This window comes from Flavobacterium sharifuzzamanii, from assembly GCF_003254585.1.
GTDB lineage: Bacteria > Bacteroidota > Bacteroidia > Flavobacteriales > Flavobacteriaceae > Flavobacterium > Flavobacterium sharifuzzamanii.
The window spans coordinates 204,904-224,911 of the sequence record NZ_QJGZ01000036.1; the positions used below are offsets into that span (position 1 = coordinate 204,904).

23 protein-coding genes are annotated in these 20,008 nt (G+C 32.8%); 9 read left to right on the forward strand and 14 right to left on the reverse strand.

Features of this window, described 5'->3' with window-relative positions:
• Positions 1–45: 45 nt before the first annotated feature.
• Positions 46–810, reverse strand: coding sequence for a class I SAM-dependent methyltransferase (locus DMA14_RS07550; RefSeq protein ID WP_111424150.1), 765 nt, complete (start codon positions 808–810; stop codon positions 46–48).
• A gap of 135 nt (positions 811–945) precedes the next feature.
• Here DMA14_RS07550 and DMA14_RS07555 point away from each other — a divergent pair, with 135 nt between their 5' ends.
• The 3 genes from DMA14_RS07555 (at position 946) to DMA14_RS07565 (ending at position 3,242) form a co-directional block, all read left to right on the forward strand.
• Entirely contained in the window at positions 946–2,109 is a 1,164-nt protein-coding gene (locus DMA14_RS07555) for a THUMP domain-containing class I SAM-dependent RNA methyltransferase (protein WP_111424151.1), read from the forward strand.
• 191 nt (positions 2,110–2,300) lie between these two features.
• On the forward strand, positions 2,301–2,537 hold the full coding sequence (locus tag DMA14_RS07560; RefSeq protein WP_111378569.1) for a hypothetical protein: 237 nt from the start codon (positions 2,301–2,303) through the stop codon (positions 2,535–2,537).
• A 12-nt stretch (positions 2,538–2,549) separates the two neighbouring features.
• A complete protein-coding gene (locus tag DMA14_RS07565) occupies positions 2,550–3,242 on the forward strand; it encodes an aspartate/glutamate racemase family protein (protein WP_111424152.1) in 693 nt (230 codons plus the stop codon).
• A gap of 166 nt (positions 3,243–3,408) precedes the next feature.
• On the opposite strand, the gene DMA14_RS07570 is transcribed toward DMA14_RS07565, so the two are convergent.
• The 3 genes from DMA14_RS07570 to rlmD are packed head-to-tail and all read right to left on the reverse strand — an operon-like array spanning position 3,409 to position 6,182.
• Positions 3,409–4,254, reverse strand: coding sequence for a DUF6048 family protein (locus DMA14_RS07570; RefSeq protein ID WP_111424153.1), 846 nt, complete (start codon positions 4,252–4,254; stop codon positions 3,409–3,411).
• Positions 4,226–4,762, reverse strand: a complete 537-nt coding sequence (locus DMA14_RS07575; RefSeq protein WP_111424154.1) for a DUF6452 family protein — start codon at positions 4,760–4,762, stop codon at positions 4,226–4,228. The genes DMA14_RS07570 and DMA14_RS07575 overlap by 29 nt, the downstream gene beginning before the upstream one ends.
• Before the next feature lie 7 nt (positions 4,763–4,769).
• Entirely contained in the window at positions 4,770–6,182 is a 1,413-nt protein-coding gene (gene rlmD / locus DMA14_RS07580; RefSeq protein WP_111424155.1) for a 23S rRNA (uracil(1939)-C(5))-methyltransferase RlmD, read from the reverse strand.
• 333 nt (positions 6,183–6,515) lie between these two features.
• Between rlmD and DMA14_RS07585 the strand changes: the two genes are divergently transcribed.
• Positions 6,516–7,391 (forward strand): sensor histidine kinase, encoded by an 876-nt coding sequence (locus tag DMA14_RS07585; RefSeq protein ID WP_238989929.1) that lies wholly within the window; start codon positions 6,516–6,518, stop codon positions 7,389–7,391.
• A gap of 48 nt (positions 7,392–7,439) precedes the next feature.
• Here the strand turns inward: DMA14_RS07585 and DMA14_RS07590 are convergent, their stop codons facing one another.
• The 4 genes from DMA14_RS07590 to DMA14_RS07605 form a co-directional block, all read right to left on the reverse strand.
• On the reverse strand, positions 7,440–7,847 hold the full coding sequence (locus DMA14_RS07590; protein WP_111424157.1) for a hypothetical protein: 408 nt from the start codon (positions 7,845–7,847) through the stop codon (positions 7,440–7,442).
• 151 nt (positions 7,848–7,998) lie between these two features.
• Complete coding sequence (locus tag DMA14_RS07595) at positions 7,999–8,985, reverse strand: aldo/keto reductase (protein WP_111424158.1); 987 nt, start codon at positions 8,983–8,985, stop codon at positions 7,999–8,001.
• 143 nt (positions 8,986–9,128) lie between these two features.
• Complete coding sequence (gene cysM / locus DMA14_RS07600) at positions 9,129–10,016, reverse strand: cysteine synthase CysM (protein ID WP_111424159.1); 888 nt, start codon at positions 10,014–10,016, stop codon at positions 9,129–9,131.
• A gap of 1 nt (position 10,017) precedes the next feature.
• A complete protein-coding gene (locus DMA14_RS07605; protein WP_111424314.1) occupies positions 10,018–10,809 on the reverse strand; it encodes a serine O-acetyltransferase in 792 nt (263 codons plus the stop codon).
• A 190-nt stretch (positions 10,810–10,999) separates the two neighbouring features.
• Between DMA14_RS07605 and DMA14_RS07610 the strand changes: the two genes are divergently transcribed.
• A complete protein-coding gene (locus DMA14_RS07610; RefSeq protein WP_111424160.1) occupies positions 11,000–11,701 on the forward strand; it encodes a DUF1003 domain-containing protein in 702 nt (233 codons plus the stop codon).
• A 21-nt stretch (positions 11,702–11,722) separates the two neighbouring features.
• Here DMA14_RS07610 and DMA14_RS07615 read toward each other — a convergent pair whose 3' ends face one another.
• A complete protein-coding gene (locus DMA14_RS07615; RefSeq protein WP_111424161.1) occupies positions 11,723–12,007 on the reverse strand; it encodes a DUF2752 domain-containing protein in 285 nt (94 codons plus the stop codon).
• A 108-nt stretch (positions 12,008–12,115) separates the two neighbouring features.
• Here DMA14_RS07615 and DMA14_RS22900 point away from each other — a divergent pair, with 108 nt between their 5' ends.
• Together DMA14_RS22900 and DMA14_RS07620 are read left to right on the forward strand one after the other, a co-directional pair.
• Positions 12,116–12,289, forward strand: a complete 174-nt coding sequence (locus DMA14_RS22900; protein WP_008462622.1) for a hypothetical protein — start codon at positions 12,116–12,118, stop codon at positions 12,287–12,289.
• Position 12,290: 1 nt separating this feature from the next.
• Positions 12,291–12,842 (forward strand): Smr/MutS family protein, encoded by a 552-nt coding sequence (locus tag DMA14_RS07620; RefSeq protein WP_111424162.1) that lies wholly within the window; start codon positions 12,291–12,293, stop codon positions 12,840–12,842.
• Between the two features lie 150 nt (positions 12,843–12,992).
• On the opposite strand, the gene DMA14_RS07625 is transcribed toward DMA14_RS07620, so the two are convergent.
• Positions 12,993–13,976, reverse strand: a complete 984-nt coding sequence (locus DMA14_RS07625) for a hypothetical protein (RefSeq protein WP_111424163.1) — start codon at positions 13,974–13,976, stop codon at positions 12,993–12,995.
• 87 nt (positions 13,977–14,063) lie between these two features.
• Here DMA14_RS07625 and DMA14_RS07630 point away from each other — a divergent pair, with 87 nt between their 5' ends.
• Entirely contained in the window at positions 14,064–15,188 is a 1,125-nt protein-coding gene (locus DMA14_RS07630; protein ID WP_111424164.1) for a cysteine desulfurase family protein, read from the forward strand.
• 259 nt (positions 15,189–15,447) lie between these two features.
• On the opposite strand, the gene DMA14_RS07635 is transcribed toward DMA14_RS07630, so the two are convergent.
• From DMA14_RS07635 to DMA14_RS07645, 3 genes are all read right to left on the reverse strand, one after another.
• Positions 15,448–16,008 carry an L-threonylcarbamoyladenylate synthase gene (locus DMA14_RS07635; RefSeq protein ID WP_111424165.1) on the reverse strand — a complete coding sequence of 187 codons (561 nt, stop codon included), beginning with the start codon at positions 16,006–16,008 and terminating at the stop codon, positions 15,448–15,450.
• 125 nt (positions 16,009–16,133) lie between these two features.
• The gene (locus DMA14_RS07640) at positions 16,134–17,297 is read right to left on the reverse strand and encodes an acyltransferase family protein (protein ID WP_111424166.1); all 1,164 of its coding nucleotides are present in this window, start codon (positions 17,295–17,297) and stop codon (positions 16,134–16,136) included.
• A 157-nt stretch (positions 17,298–17,454) separates the two neighbouring features.
• Positions 17,455–18,420 carry a CgeB family protein gene (locus tag DMA14_RS07645; protein ID WP_111424167.1) on the reverse strand — a complete coding sequence of 322 codons (966 nt, stop codon included), beginning with the start codon at positions 18,418–18,420 and terminating at the stop codon, positions 17,455–17,457.
• Between the two features lie 60 nt (positions 18,421–18,480).
• Here DMA14_RS07645 and DMA14_RS07650 point away from each other — a divergent pair, with 60 nt between their 5' ends.
• A complete protein-coding gene (locus DMA14_RS07650) occupies positions 18,481–19,248 on the forward strand; it encodes a lipopolysaccharide kinase InaA family protein (RefSeq protein ID WP_111424315.1) in 768 nt (255 codons plus the stop codon).
• Here the strand turns inward: DMA14_RS07650 and DMA14_RS07655 are convergent.
• Positions 19,229–19,999 (reverse strand): glycosyltransferase family 2 protein, encoded by a 771-nt coding sequence (locus DMA14_RS07655; RefSeq protein WP_111424168.1) that lies wholly within the window; start codon positions 19,997–19,999, stop codon positions 19,229–19,231. The two genes, DMA14_RS07650 and DMA14_RS07655, sit on opposite strands and share 20 nt — an antisense overlap.
• Positions 20,000–20,008: the final 9 nt, after the last annotated feature.

Here is a 20,008-nt window from a genome sequence, read left to right on the forward strand (position 1 = left end):
TTTGCTTGCCGATTAAACGGTTAAACAATTAAACGATTAACCAATTTATTTAAAAATCATGATTAATCTTTCGCTTTCGGTTTTATGGAATTTTTTGAGTTTGTAGTCTCCAAAAATATCCAGAAGGAAAATTCCAGCTTCGTCCATTAAGTCCTGAAAGTCTTTCAAAGTTAGTGCTTTTACTTTTTCTGTAAAATGATATTTCCTGCCTTTGTCTTCAAAATCAATTTCTTTAAAAATATGTCCGTCTTCAACATATCTTTTGATGTGAAAATCTATTTCGTCAACGGTTTTTACTTCTTCAGGTACAAGGTTTTCAATAACATTTGCCACGTTCATGAAATCGATAACTGCAAAACCATATTCAGATAAGCTTTCTTTGATTGCTTTTAAAGTAGTCAGGTTGTCGTCGTCACTTTCAAAATAGCCAAAACTAGTGAAAAGGTTGAATATAGCATCAAACTTTTCTTCAAAAGGCTCACGCATATCGTGCACTTTAAAATGCAGTGTTTCGTTGCTGTTTTTGCTGGCTTCGGCAATACTGTTTTCAGACAAATCTGCCCCTAAAACATCATAGCCCAACTGATTTAAATAAATAGAATGACGGCCTTTTCCGCACGCTAAGTCCAATACTTTTGCTTTCTCAGGCAGATTAAGGTAATGCGTTAAATTGTCCATGAAAACCTGAGCTTCACGATAATTACGATCCTTATAGAGAATGTGATAATATGGCGTGTCAAACCATGAAGAATACCAGTTTTGATTGTCGTCTTCGTGATTCGTGATTGATGCGTTAGGTTCTTGAGACATTTATTCTATTTCAATTAATTCAAAGTCCGGCAAATTTAGTGTATTTTTGCCGAAAAATAACTATTTCGCTCCGATACGTATTTATACCAGTATAATAAAATGTTATGGCGATTGGCTTTTTTTAATTGAAAAAAAATGGAAGAAAATTTTAAAATGATTGCCAAATGTTTTTTTGGCTTTGAAGAAATATTAGAAAAGGAATTACGCACACTTGGCGCTCAGGATGTTGAAAAAGGTGTGAGAATGGTAAGCTTTAAAGGAGATAAAGGTTTTATGTATAAAGCCAATCTGTCTTTACGCACGGCTCTTAAAGTCTTAAAACCAATTTATTCTTTTAGAGCAAACAATGAGCAGGCTTTGTACAAAGGTATTTCGGGTTTAAACTGGTCAAAATATTTAAATGCGAACCAGACTTTTGTGATCGATACAACTGTGCATTCTACTTATTTCAATCATTCTGAATTTGTTTCTCAGAAATGTAAAGATGCGATTGTAGATCAGTTTAGAGAAAGAACGGGGCAAAGGCCAAGTATTGATAAACAATATCCTGATTTGCGTATTAATATTCATATTGATAAAGATCAAGTTTCTGTAGCTTTGGATACTTCTGGAGCTTCACTTCATCAACGTGGTTATAGAACGGCTACGAATATTGCTCCTATTAATGAGGTGTTAGCAGCTGGAATTCTTTTATTGTCAGGCTGGGACGGACAAAGCGATTTTCTTGACCCAATGTGCGGTTCAGGAACTTTCTTGGCAGAAGCGGCTATGATTGCCTGCAATATTCCGGCAAACATCAACAGAAAAGAGTTTGCTTTCGAAAAATGGAAAGACTGGGATAACGATTTGTTTGATACAATTGTTGACAGTTTAATGAAAAAAACAAGAGAGTTTCATTATACAATTAAAGGTTTTGATAAAGCGCCTAGTGCGGTTAGTAAAGCTAAAGACAATATCAGAAATGCCAATTTAGAAGATTATATTAAAGTTTACGAAGAGAATTTCTTTGATACGGAAAAAGAAACAGAAGGAAAACTCCATATTGTTTTTAATCCGCCGTATGACGAGCGTTTAGATATTCATATGGAAAGATTCTATGCTAGTATTGGAGATACATTAAAGAAGAATTATCCAGGAACAAACGCTTGGTTTATTACAGCAAACTTAGAAGCCTTAAAATTCGTTGGATTAAAACCTTCAAGAAAAATCAAACTTTTCAACGGAAGTCTTGAAGCACGTTTGGTAAAATATGAAATGTACGAAGGAAGCAAGAGAACGAAGTTTCAGGTTTCTGAATAGGTGTAAAGTAACAAAGGTTCAAAGGGACAAAGTGAAATGCTTTGTCATCTAGAAAACTGAAACTTTAACCTAGAAAAAGAGTATTAAAAATATAATTTGATTATCAGTTCAAAGAAAAAGCTTTGAAACCGCAAAGTCAAAAAACTTTGCAGCTTTGAGCCTTTGCAACTTTGAACCTTAAAAACAAAATAATGTCAAAACTACAACTAAGAGCTTTTTTATACCAATTGGCAGCTTTTGCGGTCTTATTTCTTCTATTTAGATATTTGATTGCAGCTTATACAGGATTAACTGGAATTTGGATTCCGATGACGGCATTTGTAATCGGGACTATTATTGGACCTAAATTTCAAGCTGTGAGAACCAAAGACGGTGAAAAGCTTTTTATGAAATGGCTTTTTATAAAAGGAATTAAAGAAATTGGATAATCTAAAACATATATGAGGAAAATTGGACTTATTGGCGGAATCAGCTGGGTTTCTACATCTGATTATTATACTTTGATTAATAAAGGAATTAATGAAAAACTCGGCGGGTTAAATTTCTCCGAATGTCTAATTTACTCTTTTAATTATGCCGATATTAAAAAGAATAACGACAGCAACGATTGGGATTCGACTTTTAATATGCTTTTGAAAGCAGCAGAAGTTTTGAAATCGGGCGGGGCAGAAGCGATTCTTTTATGTGCCAATACCATGCATCTCGTTGCTGATAGATTGCAGCAGGCTATTGATATTCCTCTTATTCATATTGCAGAACAAACAGCAATTCAAATTCAGAACAAACAGCTGAAGAAAGTAGGCTTATTAGGGACGAAATTTACAATGGAACTAGATTTCTTCAAAGATAAACTGGCTGAAAAAGGAATTGAAACTATAATTCCTGAGAATGAAGAAGTGAAGGATTTTATTCATTACACAATTTTTGAAGAGTTAGGAAGAGGAATCGCAACAGAAGAAACGAAAAAACGTTACTTAGAAATAGCAAATGAATTAATTCAAAACGGAGCAGAAGGAATCATTCTAGGATGTACTGAAATTCCGCTGGTAATAAAAGAAGGAGATTTAAATGTTCCAATTTTTGATACCACTTTAATACATACGCAAGCAGCAATTAATTTTCAGTTAAGTTAATTTAGGTGCTGAGGTTCTAAGCTACTAAGGTTCTAAGTTTTAATCTTAATAATATAAAAAGCGGTAAATTCAACTTGAATTTACCGCTTTTTTTATGTTTAGTATATAGAACCCTTAGAACCCTTAGAACCTTAGCATCTTAGCCCCTCAGCCCCTAAAAAAAAAACTATTTCTTCTTCTTAGGCTCTTCTTTCTTTGCCATTTCAGATGCCATGGTTTTTTTCTTGTAAATAGGAATAAAGTAAGAAACCGTGTAGTTGAAACCAATTCCGAAGTTTCCATCGTAAGTTCTGTTGAATCCTGGAATGTAAAGGTTTTCAAAATTATTTGGCTCTTTATTGGTTGTAAGAAGTTTAAGCTGTACGCCGAAACCAACAAAGACATTCCTAAAAACTTGCGCTTTTAGTCCCATTGCAACCTCGAGCCACGTTGCTGTAAGTCCGTTGTATTTTTGACCTTCTGTTATAGGAGGCAGTTCTCCCCAATACGGATTCGGATTGTAGATTTTGTAATTAATCAGTTCTTGGCTAAAAGAACTAAAACCACCACGTAGTCCTATCGTAATTAGGTTTTCCATATCTAGCCAGTTTTGATAAAAGTTATAATCAAAACCTGCTTTTAGATAAGTTCCATTTGCTGCAGATGTTAATCGGTCATCTTCTGTAGTTTTGTCTTCATAGCCTAATTCTGCCGCTATATAGTATTTTTTCGTCAAACGCCAATCTCCAACAAACTCCACTCCTTTATAATTTTTATCATAAAGTCCGCGGGTTAGTTTGTATAAGTCAACGCCAACACGAAGTCCGTAGCGGTCAGTTTTTACAACGCTATCTTTTGGAGCTTGAGCTTCCTGAATTTCTGGTTTTACCGTTTTTACAGTTTCTGTTTTCGGTTTTTTAGTCGTTACTGTGTCTTTCAAATTTTTAGAAATCTCTGGAACATCCTGAGCGTAACCTAAAAACATTGAAAACAATAATGAAAGACTAGAAATAAACTTTAATGTGTGTTTCATTTTCAGATTCAATGTTAGGGTTTTCTAAAATAACGTCGGTCATCCAGATGCTATCTCCGTCTGGATCAGTTTGAACAAAAGGAAGGACGTTTCTTAATTGAAAAATAGTTTTAAATCCACATGCTCTAGAAACATATACATTTTGTGTACTATAGTTAAATTTAATCACATCTGTATTAATCGCCGCGGGATTTAATGAATTGTAAATAAACTTGAAGGTAACTGTACTGTCATTTACTTTTAACGGAATCATGACAGTGCTTGCATTGGTTACATATCGTAATGAATCGTCAACAGCAAGGCTTTCATTAAAAACAATCCCTTCTTTCATTTCGTCGCCAATAACTTTTAAGTTGCTTACATTTTTAGTTTTTGTCGGATTGGCAATATCATAAAATGTAATCACCAATCTAGGCGTAGTTGGCGTATTGGCATCGCAGATATCATCTTTCTCGCAGCTAGATAAGCCAAAAGTAAAGAGCAGTAGAAGAGAAATTAGTTTTTTCATTTATTTTTTATCGAAGTTCTAAAAGTACAACATTTTCAACATGATGTGTCTGCGGAAACATATCTACAGGTCTCACACGCGTTACTTTGTATTTTTCATCCATTAAAGCCAAATCACGAGCCTGAGTTGCAGAATTACAGCTTACATAAACTATTCTTTTTGGAGCAATTTTTAAAATTTGCTCTACTACATCTTTGTGCATTCCGTCACGAGGCGGGTCTGTAATAATAACGTCTGGTTTTCCGTGCTGTGCAATAAAAGCTTCATTAAAGACTACTTTCATGTCACCAACAAAAAACTCGCAATTTGTAATATTATTGCGTTCTGCATTGGCTTTAGCATCAATAATAGCTTCTGGAACACTTTCTACTCCAATAACTTTTTTAGCTTTTTTAGAAACGAATTGGGCAATTGTTCCTGTTCCTGTATATAAGTCATAAACAGTTTCGTTTCCTGTAAGATCAGCAAAATCTCGTGTTATTTTGTATAATTCGTAAGCTTGATCAGAATTTGTCTGGTAAAAAGATTTAGCATTAATGCTGAATTTTAAACCTTCCATTTCTTCCAAGATATAATCTCTTCCTTTATAAAGAACAACGTCTTGATCGTAAATAGTGTCATTTTGCTTGCCGTTTACTACATATTGCAATGAAGTAATCTGAGGGAACTTCTCGTATAAATGGTCAAGGATTAATTCTCTGTTTTCTTTGTCATCTTCAAAGAACTGAATTAAAACCATAATTTCTCCTGTAGAAACAGTACGAATCATAACAGTTCTCAATAATCCAGAATGTTCTCTTGGATTAAAAAACGCTAAATTATGTTCGTTAGCAAAAGCTCTGATTTCGTTACGAATAGCATTTGAAGGATCTTCCTGTAAATGACATTTGTTGATGTCTAGAATTTTATCCCACATTTTCGGAATATGAAAGCCTAAAGCGTTTCTGTTTCCTAAATCTTCAGTGCTTCCAATTTCTTTTTCTGTAAGCCAACGACTGTTAGAAAAAGAAAATTCCATTTTATTTCTATAAAAGAACTGTTTTTCAGAACCTAAAATATCTTCAAATTCTGGAAGTTCGATTTTCCCTATTCTTTGTAAGTGATTTTTAACTTCATTTTGTTTAAATGCAAGCTGCTGGCTATATTTCATATTTTGCCATTTACAGCCTCCGCACACTCCAAAATGCTCGCAGATCGGATCTACTCTATATTCGGATAATTCATGAAATTTCACAGCTTTACCTTCGTAATATGCTTTTCTCTTTTTTAATGTCTGTACGTCCACAACATCTCCAGGTACCACATTCGGAATAAAGATAACTTTTCCGTCAGGTGCTTTGGCTACTGAAACGCCTTTTGCACCAGCATCAAGAACTTGAATTTGATGAAAGACAACTTTGTCTGTATTTTTTCTTCCCATAGCGCAAAAATAAGCCTTTGAAAACTTTTACAAATTTAATTTTTGAAAAAATTTAGAAATTCTTCAAAATATTAGTTTAATTGGCTATAAAAGTTAATTTTGTTTAAGCAATTACCCCAGTAAAAACAGCTATTAACCTATGCTTATTCTCATCTTTTTATGAAGTTGTATCATAAACTCTCGCAAATCAGCTTTCTTAAAAAAAGTTACGCATTCAAATTTTTGTTTGTTGCTTTTATTGGTATTCATATTCCTTTAATTGGAATTTTGTTTTTTGTTTTGTTTTTTGAGCATGAGGTGTCATCAACTTCAATTCTTATTTTTTCTTTAATCATGACATTGCTGGCAACGGCAATAACGCTTTTGGTTTTAAATAAACTGATAAAACCCATCGCTACGGCTTCAAAAGCTTTGGACGATTATAGAACTTCGAGGAAAGTGTCTTCTTTGCCAACAGAATATGCAGATGAAGCGGGATTGCTTTTATGCAACATACAAGAATCTATTAATGAAGCTGAGAATTTTATTAATGAGAAACAGGATTTAATCTATATGCTTTCGCATGATTTAAAAAATTTTGCCGGAAATCCGCAAGGTTTAGCGCAATTGATTATTAGCGAAAACCCATCAGAATCGGTTAAGAATCTGGCCGAATTGATTTGCGAGTCAACTGATCTTCAATTTAGATATATAGAGAATTTTATTAAGCTGCTCAAAGAACAAGACGATGTCGTAAAAGTAAGTCAAGAGGTTAAGATAATTTCGTTTTATAATATTCTTCCTTTTATTAATGAACAAGTAGAACAACGATTATTAGATAAAAATATAAGACTAGATTTGGTAATAGAATGTTCAGAAGCTAAACTGAAAATAGACGAGGGACTTTTAATTCAGGTTTTGGTAAATCTAATCAGCAACGCAGTTAAGTTCTCTTATTTTGAAAGTGAAATAAAAGTCAGAATCTTTTCAGAGAATTCAAGATTGATTATAACAGTAAAAGATCACGGAATAGGCTTTGATAAAAATCAGATTGAAGAATTATTCAAAAAGTTCACAAAAATGAGTCGACTTGGAACTGCAAGCGAAGGTTCTACGGGAATTGGACTTTATTTGTGCAAAAAAATCATTGAAAGAAATAAAGGACAATTGACAGCATCAAGTAAAGGAAAGAATAAAGGCGCAGAGTTTAGAATTGAATTTGATATTTAAAAGAAAAAAAGCTGTTAAGATTTTAGTCTAACAGCCTTTTTAAATTTTTTAATACAATACAGGATCGTACGATAATTGCGGTTTTCCATCAACACATTTTACGCCTGTTGGCTGTATAACCATATTATCGCAAAGTATAAGAATATTCCATTTTTTATTAAAGTCAGCATAAGATTGGTTGTATGCTTTTACTTTGTCTAAGAAAACTGTCGTATTTGTTTTCTTAGAGTAAACAATGTAGCTATTTCCGCCGCAAGCTAATGGAGCAATAGTTGTAAAACCCCAATCATTAGGATCTGTACACTGTTGAGTATTATTGCCAGAAAGCTGTGCGATTTCCTCATACATTCGGTCTAACTTTGCTTTCTCTTGTTCTTGAGTAGTTGAAGAATCGTCGCTGTTGCAAGAAATGAATGTTAGTGATAGAACGAATAATATAAAACTTAATTTTTTCATGGTTAGTGATTTTTATGATTAGTTTTATTATTAGATGTGCTAATATAGAAAAGGTTGCGTGAAAGTTGTAAGAAATTATTTCTCCCGCATTTTAATCTTTTAAGAATGCTGAGATTAAAGTAAATCCCAGCATTTTTTTTAAAATATTAGTTTACCAAATCTGATGAACAGAAGATTTGATCAAATCGTTGTAGATTTTATTCATAGCAGCAATCTGTTCTAAAGTCAATTTTGGAGTATCATAAACTGATAAATTTGATAAAACATGTTCAGTTTTTGAAGCACCTGGAATAATGCAACTTATTTCGTCAAAACTCAAAATCCATTGAAGGGCAATGGCTGCCAGATTTTTTGATTCAGGAAATAAAGCTTTTAGTTCTTCAACAGCTTTTAAACCTAATTCATAATCAATTCCAGAAAAAGTTTCGCCTTTATCAAACGCTTCTCCGTTACGATTAAAGTTACGGTGATCCTGAGGTTCAAAAGTAGTTTTTGAATCAAATTTACCCGTTAAAAGTCCGCTTGCTAATGGAACTCTTGCAATGATTCCAATATCTTTCTTTTTAGCTTCTGAGAAAAACAGCTCAGACGGACGTTGACGGAATAAATTGAAGATAATTTGAACTGTAGTTACATTCGAATATTCGATAGCTTTTAAAGCTTCTTCAACTTTTTCAACACTTACTCCAAGATTAAGAATTTTCCCTTGATCTTTTAATCGGTCAAAAAGTTCAAATATTTCTGGTCGATAATAAACCTCTGTAGGAGGGCAGTGCAACTGAATCAAATCCAATGTTTCTAGCCCAGTTCTTTTTAAACTGTCTTCAACAAATTTCTGAAGCACTTTTGGAGTATATCCTTCATTAGCATGCGGATTTATCTGGCGTCCGCATTTTGTGGCAACAAAAATTCGTTCAGAACGAGAACGAACGACTCTTCCAACGGCAGTTTCACTTAATCCGTTTTCATAAACATCGGCAGTGTCAATAAAGTTTACGCCATTGTCAATAGCTGTATTCAAAAGTTCATCAGCCGTTTTATCGTCAAAACCCGATCCCCATTTTCCGCCAACCTGCCAAGTGCCAAGCGAAATTTCAGAGATATTAAAGTTTGTTTTTCCTAGTTTTCTGTAGATCATTTTTTTTAAGATTCTAAGGTTCTAAGTTGCTGAGATTCTAAGTTTTTTCTCTTAAGTTTCTAAGCTGCTAAGACTCTAAGTGACTAAGTTTTTGTTGTTTTTTCAACTTAGAAGCTTAGAGTCTTAGCAACTTAGCATCTTTGCTAATCAAATAAATCCGAAGACAAATAACGATCACCGCGATCGCAGATTACAGCAACCACAACTCCGGATTCTAATTGTTCGGCGATTTTTAAGGCAACAGCAACAGAACCTCCGCTGCTCATTCCTGCAAAAACACCTTCTTCAAGAGCCAGTCTTTTAGTCATTGCGCGCGCTTCTTCCTCGCTTACATCGATAACGGTATCCACTTTAGAAGCATCAAATATTTTCGGTAAGTATTCTTGTGGCCATTTACGAATTCCTGGAATCTGTGAACCATCGCTTGGCTGTGCGCCGATAATCTGTACGTTTGGATTCTTTTCTTTCAAATAAGTAGAAGTTCCAATAATGGTTCCAGTTGTTCCCATAGCAGAAACGAAATGTGTTACTGTTCCATCGGTATCATTCCAAATTTCAGGACCCGTTGTTTTGTAGTGTGCTTTCCAGTTATCATCATTAGCAAACTGATTCAGCATCAAATATCCGCCTTGAGCGACTTTTTTATCTGCATAATCTCTAGAACCTATAATTCCTTCGTTTGCAGGCGTAAGAATCACAGTTGCGCCATAAGCGCGCATAGTTTGAGTACGCTCTTTGGTTGAATCTTCTGGTAAAACCAATTCGATTTCAATACCAAATAACTGTGCAATCATGGCTAAAGCAATTCCTGTATTTCCACTGGTTGCTTCAATTAATTTATCTCCTTTTTTGATGTCGCCACGTTCCAGTGCCGCAGCAATCATGTTGTATGCAGCCCTGTCTTTTACACTTCCTCCTGGATTGTTTCCTTCTAGTTTTAGTAAAAGTTTTACATTTTTATTTTTAACTAGATTGACAGTTTCCATTAACGGAGTATTGCCAATTAGGTTTAATAATTTATGTGAATTCATTTTATTTTTTTTCTTTTATTTTGACTTCAGTGGTAGTAGTGTTGGTTACAATAGAATTTTCAGGAATCGATTTTGTAATCCAGGCGTTTCCTCCAACAATACTGTTTTTTCCAATTACAGTTTCTCCTCCTAAAATTGTTGCATTGGCATAAATGCAAACATTGGCTTCTACAGTTGGATGTCTTTTGGCATTTTTCATTTCTTTGCTTACGCTTAATGCGCCAAGCGTAACCCCTTGATAGATTTTTACATGTTTTTTAATAACTGAGGTTTCTCCAATTACAATACCTGTCGCGTGATCAATAAAAAATGGCGATGCAATATCGGCACCAGCATGAATATCTGTACCTGTGATTCTATGCGCGTATTCGCTCATTAGTCGAGAAAAAAGCAATAAATCGAGATGATATAATTCGTGGCTTAGTCTGTAAATTGCAATGGCATAAAATCCGGGATAGCCCAGATAAACTTCATCAATGCTGTTTGAAGCGGGATCATTTTCAAGTATATATTCGGCATCCTGATTTAATTTTTCTAAAACTCCTGGAAGTTTTTCTAAGAAACGATCCCAAATAGATTCGCATAAATTTTGAGGTTTTTTGCAAGCCAAAACCGCAATTTCTTTAAAACGAAACTCTAATTCGTCAATGCTCTCGTCCAACGCAGCATTAGAATCAAATAGCGTGTAAAAAAGCTTTTCTGTAAAGTCTTCCGTTTTGGTTTTAATGCCGTAATTTATGTGTGAATGGCTCTTTAAAGCTCTTATGTTTTGTATGATATTGTCTTTTGTCACAATGGTAAAAATGAGTGAATAATTTTGGAACGTTAAAAGTAAGGCGTTTTTTGGAAATAAAACCACGATTTAACTAAAGAAATTTTCTTTACAAGGTTTGATTTGTGATAAAAAACGAATTGTAAACTGTTCTTTTTTATGCAATTCTTAAGAAGTTTATTGCGTAAATTAGCTTTTAAAATATACTAAAATGAAAAACAATCAAACATTTAAAAGTGACATTTCTGGCATTTCTTTTCCTGAAAATGAAAAAATATACGGAAGGGCAATTCACGATCCTATTTTGGGATTAATTAAAAAAGAATATCCTGATTTTGATGCTGAAGACTGTATTTCTATAAATGAATTAAATGTTTACCGTCAAAAATATATATCAAATTATCTTTCTTCTGAAATTGGAGCACTTTCTGCAATGGAGAAGAATGTTATTTCTTCATTAAAGGAAGATAAATCGATTGTAAGCATTGTAGAAGAAGAGGAAGAGACGAGAAATCTAGGGCAGATAGTAGCCGATAAAGTGGCTGATTTTGGAGGAAGCTGGACTTTTATTATTTCTTTCGTGGTTTTTATTACGGTTTGGATTGCCTCAAATGTTTTTATTTTTTTAAACAAAGGATTTGATCCCTATCCGTTTATCCTCTTAAATCTAATTTTGTCTTGTGTGGCAGCTTTGCAGGCGCCCGTAATTATGATGAGTCAAAACCGTCAGGAAGAGAAGGATCGTAATCGTGCTAAAAAAGATTTTATGATTAATCTAAAATCAGAATTGGAGATTAGATTGATTCACGATAAAATTGATCATTTGATTATGCATCAGCAGCAAGAATTAATCGAAATTCAAAAAGTTCAAATAGAAATGATGAACGATATTTTGGATCAGATTAAGAAGTGAAAGATATTTAAAATCTAAAATCTAAAAATAAAAGTGTTTGAAATAGTAACCGCCAAGCATAAAAAATAGATTTATAATGGCCATTCTCCAAATTAGTTTTTTATAATTTCTGGACTTATCTAAGAAATGAAATGCTGAAAAAACGAAGAGTAAAAGGCAAGTATAAATGGCGGGATACATTTTAAAAGCTGCCAAAAATTCGCCTTGAAAAAGTAAGAATAGAGAACGCTGAAAACCGCATCCTAAACAGTCATAACCAAATACGGTTTTGAACATACAAGGAAGCATATATTTTTCTAAACTCATGGCAGATCTTTTTTGCAATTTTACTAAAAAAATATGACAAACGTTTGGGCAGTATTGAAGCGCTATCTGAAAGTTTTATATTTTTGAAATCTCAAAATAAAAGAAAGGATGAAAACTTTTAAAATTATAATAATGATTCTTGCGATTTCGGTTGCGTTATACGAACAGGTTTCGGAAGAAAAAAACATCTATATCATGATTGCTGCAATTGTAGTTTTCATGTTCGGAATGATGCAATTGAGTGCAAAAACACCAAGTAAAAATAACGATAAAGAGGAGTAGGATGCTGGTAAAAGGAGATAAGGTTTCAGTATTAGATGAAGCCATAAACGGAACGGTGGTTTCGGTTAAAAATAACGAAGTTTTAATTGAAACTGAAGATGGTTTTATGATGACATTTTTAGTCAATGAACTACTTAAGATTCAAGAAACCAGTAATTTAATGAATTCTATTAAAAGAATTAATTTAGATGAGGTTTCAAAAGAGAAAACCGAACCCAAACCGAGAAGTTTCGTCAAAGAAAAGAAAGAAAAGCGTGATGTTGGCGTTCCAGAATTTGATTTGCATATCGAAAAATTGGTTAAAAATAAACGCGGAATGTCAAACTATGATATCTTGACATTACAGACAGAAACGGCAAAAAGACATATCGAATTTGCGATGCGAAACCGTATTCCGAAAATCGTTTTTATTCATGGTGTTGGTGAAGGAATTTTAAAAGCCGAACTTGATTTTTTATTGGGCCGTTATGACGGAATTGATTTTAAAGATGCCAATTATCAGAAATATGGACTTGGAGCTACTGAAGTTTATATAAGACAAAACAATAAATAAAACAGCTTTTAAAAGCATAAAACAGCTTACTGTAAAGCATAAAAAAAACGTCTGTTTTTTGATTCGATTTAGTTATAAAATCATCTCAAAAAACAGACATTTTTTTGTAAGAATTATTTTTGTAGATTTCTTTTCAGAAAATCTCTTTTTTTAGATTGTTTTTGGTCTGGTAATTTTTCCAAGAACGAAACTACTTCCTAATTTGAAGCTGCTGTTTCCTTTTTGTAAAGTTACATTTTTAAGCACGATTGTGTGCTCATAAACTTGTCCAGTTAATGTAGTGGTTACTTCTATAATTCCACTTGTATTAGCAACTCCAAGTTGGCCTGTCCATGTTTCTTCAATTGCAGGTGCAGATGGCTGTATTTTAGAACAAACAAAAGCTGGTGTTATAGATCCAGTTCCTTCTTTTGCAGTTTTGTAAAATACTTTATTCTGTGTTGCAGTTATTAAACTTGTACGAGACTGACCTGGAGTAATGGGTTCTGCAAACAATGTTGGATCGATATCGTCAATAGATAAATAAAATGTATTGTTGTAATTGTAAACTCTAGCAACTTCGTCACACTCATAAGCCGAACCATTTGGGTTTGTTCTAAAAGTAAGATTGGCTGGTGTTACTATAGTTTTATACAATCCAAACTCAAATTTTGGTTCAATCTGATCTCCAGCAGGTTTTTGAAAAGTTATATTTTTAAAAATTATACTATGCGTATATCCTGTTATTCTTGTACCATCGTCAGTCTTGTTTGGTTCTTCATTTTGAGTTGTCGAAATTTCAATTATACCATTTGTTCCAAGCCATTCCTCAGTTACTTTTGGAGTGCTTGGAGGAATTAAACCGCAAATATTTTCTTTTGCAACAGCTCCGTCATAAGCTCTATAAACAACATTATATGCTTTTGCGTCTATAGTATAAGTGTAGTCTCCTGGATCATTTTTAATAGATCCTTCTGGCATTTGAAGTAGTAAAGCTTCCTGAGGCTTAAGTTTGTAAAGCAAGGTATTTGTTGTAACATCGCAAGCTTGAGATTCTGCAATATCTTCAAAATCTATTTTATCTACAGTCAAATCTCCATCATCGCATCCGTTTAAGAAAAGAGCAAATAATAGGAGGGCAGCATATTTTTTCATCGTAAAATTTATTTGGGTCAAAAATAGTGAAAAAATTGCCAAATGATATTTAAGATTTGACAATTGATATTTCTTAACTTTGCAGCAATGAAAAAAGTATATCTAGATAATGCCTCAACAACTGCCATGCGTCCTGAAGTAATTCAGGAAATGACAAAAATAATGCTTGAGGATTACGGAAATCCATCGTCTACACATAGCTTTGGGCGAAACGGTAAAACAATATTAGAACTTTCAAGAAAGAGTATTGCAAAACATTTAAATTGTACTGCTCAAGAAATCATTTTTACTTCTGGCGGAACTGAAGCCGACAATTGGATTTTGCGTTCTGCTGTGGAAGATTTAAAAGTTGAAAGGATTATTACTTCAAAGATTGAACATCATGCGGTTTTACACACCGTTTGGGCGCTTCAGGAAGAATACAATATTCAGGTTGATTACGTTAATGTAAACGCAGACGGAAGTCTAGATTTAACGCATTTGTCAAATTTATTGTCTGATGAAAAAAAGACAATAGTAAGTTTAATGCATGTAAACAACGAAACGGGAACTATTTTAGATTTAGATCGCGTTAGCTTGATTTGCAATCAGTATAACGCTTTGTTTCATTCGGATACGGTTCAGTCTATTGGGAAAACCGAAATTGACCTGCAAAAGACTCCTGTTGACTTTATTTTGGCTAGTGCGCATAAGTTTCACGGACCAAAAGGAATTGGATTTGCTTTTATCAGAAAAAATTCTGGTTTGCAACCTTTGCTTTTTGGAGGTGAACAAGAGAAAGGATTACGTGCGGGAACGGAAGCTGTGCATCAGATTGCTGGAATGGCAAAAGCTTTATCTATTTCATACGAAAAACTAGATGAAGAAAGAGCCTATATTTTAGGAATAAAAAATTATCTGATTGAGCAGTTAGAAATTCATTTTCCAGATTTTAGAATCAACGGAAAAAAAGATGATTTCTATAATATCATCAATATTATTCTGCCTTTTTCATCAGACAAAACTTCGATGCTGCTTTTTAGTTTAGATATGAAAGGAATCGCAGTTTCTAGAGGAAGCGCTTGCCAATCTGGAAGTATAAAACCTTCGCATGTTTTAAACGAAATGCTTTCGGAGAGCGATTTAAAATTACCAAATCTCCGAATTTCATTTAGTCATTATAACACCAAAGAAGATGTTGATTGGCTGATTGAGAGTTTGAAAACGGTCTAAGTTGCTAAGGTACTAAGGTTCTAATTTTTTTAACCGCGGAGTGCGCAAAGAATTACGCAAAGGTCGCCAAGATTTTTTAGAGCCATTAAAATGAAAAAGTTCGCAAAGCTTATTTTGATAAAGCTTTGCGAACTTTTTTTAGCTCTATTTAGATTCTTCATAAAATCTTCTTTGCGTACTTTGCGGTAAAAACTATACTCAAAGTTTTTTCAAAAACTTGAAACTTGAAACTTGAAACCCGAAACCTGAAACAAAAAAACTATTTACGAATTACTTTTACTTGCGAATCTCTGGTCAATTTGATAATGGTTGAAGATTTTCCGTTTACTTTGTCTTGGTTTAATTTTACCACATAATCGACGCCATTGATAATTTCGGGACTTATGTCTTTGAAACTTTGCGGTGTTGGCTGTCCAGAAATATTAGCTGAAGTAGAAACCAAAGGTTTTTTCATTCTTTCCATCAATTTATAGCAGAAAGGTTCTTTAACTAATCTAACTCCAAGAGATTTGTCGGCAGCAATGATGTTTGGTGCAACATTTCTTGCATCATCCAAAATTAAAGTAGTTGGTTTTTCAGATAAATCCATAATTTGCCATGCAACTTCAGGAATGTCTTTAAAAACATTATACATCATTTTTTCGCTGTTCATTAAAACAATCATGCTTTGGGTTTCTGCTCGCTGTTTTAATTTATAGATTTTAGCAACAGCTTCTGCATTTGTAGCATCACAGCCAATTCCCCAAACGGTATCAGTCGGGTACAAAATTATACCTCCGTTTTTAATTGCTTCGTATGCGTTGATGATTTCCTCGTTCATTTTACAAATTATAATTTACTTCATTAAGACCGCAAAGTTATAAATTTTACTTGTAATTGTTTTTCTAAAGGCTTTGTAAATGGAAATTATAAAGCTTTAAAAAGTGTTTTGAAGAAAGGAAATGCTTATGATTTTACAGAGGTCGATTTTGATTTCGTCTTTGCAAATTCCATAAGTGGGTGCTCAATGTACTTGAATGTTAGCTGACTGATAAGAATTAATGGTAAAATAGATATAGCAATGATAGACCAAAATTCAAAATCTGTTAACTCTTTAGCTCTTTCATAACCAATAATAAAATGAAAAAGGATAAATAACAATGTACCATGAAGTAAATAAATACTATATGTTATTTGTCCAAATTTTCGTGAAAAAGTACTAGAAAGAATGCCAAAAAAGTTATTTCCAGAAGCAATGATTATAAATACGATTGTAGTGATAATAATTGGAATTGGTTTTCTTCCGCTATTGAAAAAATAAACGGAGCATACAATTAGTAAAATAGCTAAAACTGTATATTTTTTTTGTTTTAAAATAGTGTCAAATACATTTTTGCTAATTACTAAAGCGGCAATAATACCTCCAATAAAAGGCAGGAAGTGTCTCAAGGATGCGCCATTGATGATCATTATAAGAGCGGCTGCAATGGTAAATGACACAATGACTTTATGATTTACTTTAATCTTGAAAAATAGTGCAATAAGAGGCAGTAAAAAATAGAAAGCCCATTCATATGGCAATGTCCAAGTTACACCGGCATTTAGCAAGAAGCTATCTTCTAATCCGTTGATGTTTAATCCCTTTTTAACATTGAAAAATATCCAGGAAAGTATGGCCAGTAAGTTTTCTGAAAAAGGAATTTTGGATTTGAAATTGGTTAAATAACCTGCAATTAAAAAAATAATCCCAACTGAAAAAAGATACATCGGGAAAAGTCTATATAGACGGGCATTGATATATGCAGACCAATTGATTTGCTTGTTTTTACTATAGATTAATTTTAGAGTAAATAAAAAAGCCGTAATCACAAAGAAAAAAGCAACCGTAGTTTGTCCAAAGTGATTGAATAAATTTGATTTTGGTTCTTCCCATTCGCCCTTTTGAAGAAAATAACGCCAGATATAACTATGGTGTAAGAAAACAAAAAATGCTAAATAACCTCTTAAACCATCAATTTCTGGAAAACGAACTTCTTGCACATGAATTTTTACCGTTCTATTAGTAAATACCACAGAAATAACTAGAGCAAATAAGATGAGGAAAGAACAAAGCAAGAAGGTTAATGTCATTTTTTGAGAGGATAGCTTTTTATTGAGATATTTTTTAACAGATTTTTAATATTTCGGCAAAAATAGGAAACATTTTCAACTGCAAAAATATTATGGTTAAAATTATCCTAAACAAAATACGAATCCTTACAAGAACAAAATGGTGTTTTATTATTAATTATGAAGTAAGGTTGTCTTTAAAAATAACACGATTTGTCCAGCCATTTAAGGTGTATTTACTCAAAATAGAATCTGGAATCTTCTCATATTCATTTTCAAAAAAAGCTGCAGGTATGACAGGATTTTTTTCGTCAATAATCAAAATGTTATTCGGATTGTAAAAATCGTAGTTTTTGATATCTGCATTGGTAGTTATCAGCTTCTTATCTAAACCCAAACTCTCAAAAACTCTGAAAGTAAGTCCGATTTGACCAAGTCGATTAATGTCTAAAAGCACTTTCGAGCGATTGATATAATCATTTACTTCGCTCAAAGGCATGTGGCTTTTTATGTAAGTGATATTTTCGTCATTGTCTTTCTGTTTTTTATCATAAACAATGAATTTGAATTTTGAATTCTGCGAAGCTAAATTAGCCGCAATTCTTTTAAGTATTGGAAGTCGCTTATCAATTGAACTGATATTGAAAACATCATATTCAAATTGATTATTATGGATTGCGTTTTCTGAATTATAAATCCAGTTTGGAGCAAATTTTAAATTGAAGTTTTCGCAGTCTTCTTTTTCGAATGAGAAAACCTCATCAAAACAATGAAGAACACGTTTGATTTTTGGGCAACGATAAATGTTGTCATTAAAAAAACCGATCGATTTTTTGGTGTAATTTTTAAATTCTAAAATGCTTTTAGGAGTTATAAAATCGCCTTTTATAGTTAAAATCACATCTTGAATCTGGTTATTTTTCTTTAATTCATTGATGATTTCTTTTCCGTAATGCTGATGTTTCAAATTTGTTTTGAAAAACGCTTTTAAGATTACATTATATACTTTATGAAATACGGAAGGGTATTTATATTTGAAAGTATTAAAATCGATATGACGAACCGTATGGCCTTGTTTTTCTAATTCTGCCGCTATATGTTTGTTAAGTCCCCAGTTGTCTAAACTTATAAGAGTAATATGCATTATCTACGAAATAGTTTTTATTAGTTGGTAAAACTAGCTAAATTTGCTGAAACAATTTTTATGATTTTAAGATTAAATCGCGGATATGAAAAATTTGAAAATATTCTTCTTGAATATATTCGTTTTTTCGATACAAAAGGAGAGGACTTTGTAATTGGCCAGCGCAATCAGATAAAACTTTTTGATTTAGACGATAAAAAAATAAACATAAAATCGTTTAAAGTTCCGCACTTTATCAATAAAATCGCTTATAAATACTTCAGAAAATCAAAAGCAAAACGCTCTTTTGAGTTTGCAAACAAATTGTTGGATTTGGGTGTTGGAACTCCAAAACCTATTGCATTTACCGAATTTTCATCAATATTAGGTTTAGAAAAGAGCTTTTACGTGAGTGAGCAATTACAATGTGATCTCACGTATAGAGAGTTGGTGGAAATACCTGATTTTCCAGATCGCGAAAATATCTTAAGGCAGTTTACTAAATTTAGTTTCGATCTTCACGAAAAAGGAATTGAATTTTTGGACCATTCTCCAGGAAATACTTTAATTAAAAAGAATGCCAGCGGAAATTATGATTTCTTTTTGGTTGACTTAAACAGAATGGAATTTCACAATTCTATGTCTTTTGAAATGCGTATGAAAAACCTTTGTCGTTTAACGCCTTTAGAAGAAATGGTGGCAACAATGAGTAATGAATATGCTAAATATTATAAAGCAGAATCCGAAGAGAAGATTTTTGAGACTTTATGGAAATATACTTCAGATTTTCAGGAGAAGTTTTACAGAAAAAAACGCTTGAAAAAGAAGCTTAAATTCTGGAAGAAGTAATTCTTCTTAATTCTTTATAGCGAATATAAACGCTGTAGGCATTGAGATAGCATATAACTACACCTTTTTTGCCATCCAAAAAGCCAAAACGGATTATAAACTGATACATGAAAGTATATAAAGGGTGGAAAAGTTGCATTAAGAAATAAGGTTTTATTCCTTTTGCAAATTTTTCATTCGCTTTAAGGATTCCGTAATTATACATTTTTGATTTATAATCGTTATAAGAAGAATAAGAATAATGTATGATTTTGTTTTTTAAAGAAGCAATTTTTCCGTCAACAATTAATTTTTCATGAACGGTTCTTTCCTCATTATATCGGCACTTTGATTTATCAAAAAGTCTGAAAATCTTATCGGTTTGCCAGCCGCTGAAATTCAGCCGGCTATTTTTAAACATAAAAATGCGATAGATAAAATAAGCGCTTGCCGCATTTTTAGAATTAATTGCTGTAACGATTTCAGATTTTAATTCAGATGTTAGTCTTTCATCAGCATCAATAAATAAAATCCATTGATTTTTGGCTTGATCTAAGGCAAAATTTCGCTGAGAAGTATAATTGGTAAAATGATGTTGAATTAGTTTTACATTGGCAAAAGACTCAACGATACTTACTGTTTTATCGGTGCTATAGGAATCAACAACAATGATTTCATCAGCAAAATCAACATCTTCAAGAAGAGATTTTATATGATGTTCTTCGTTAAGCGTAATAATCAGAACTGATAATTTCTGCTTTTCACTATTCATTGGAAATTC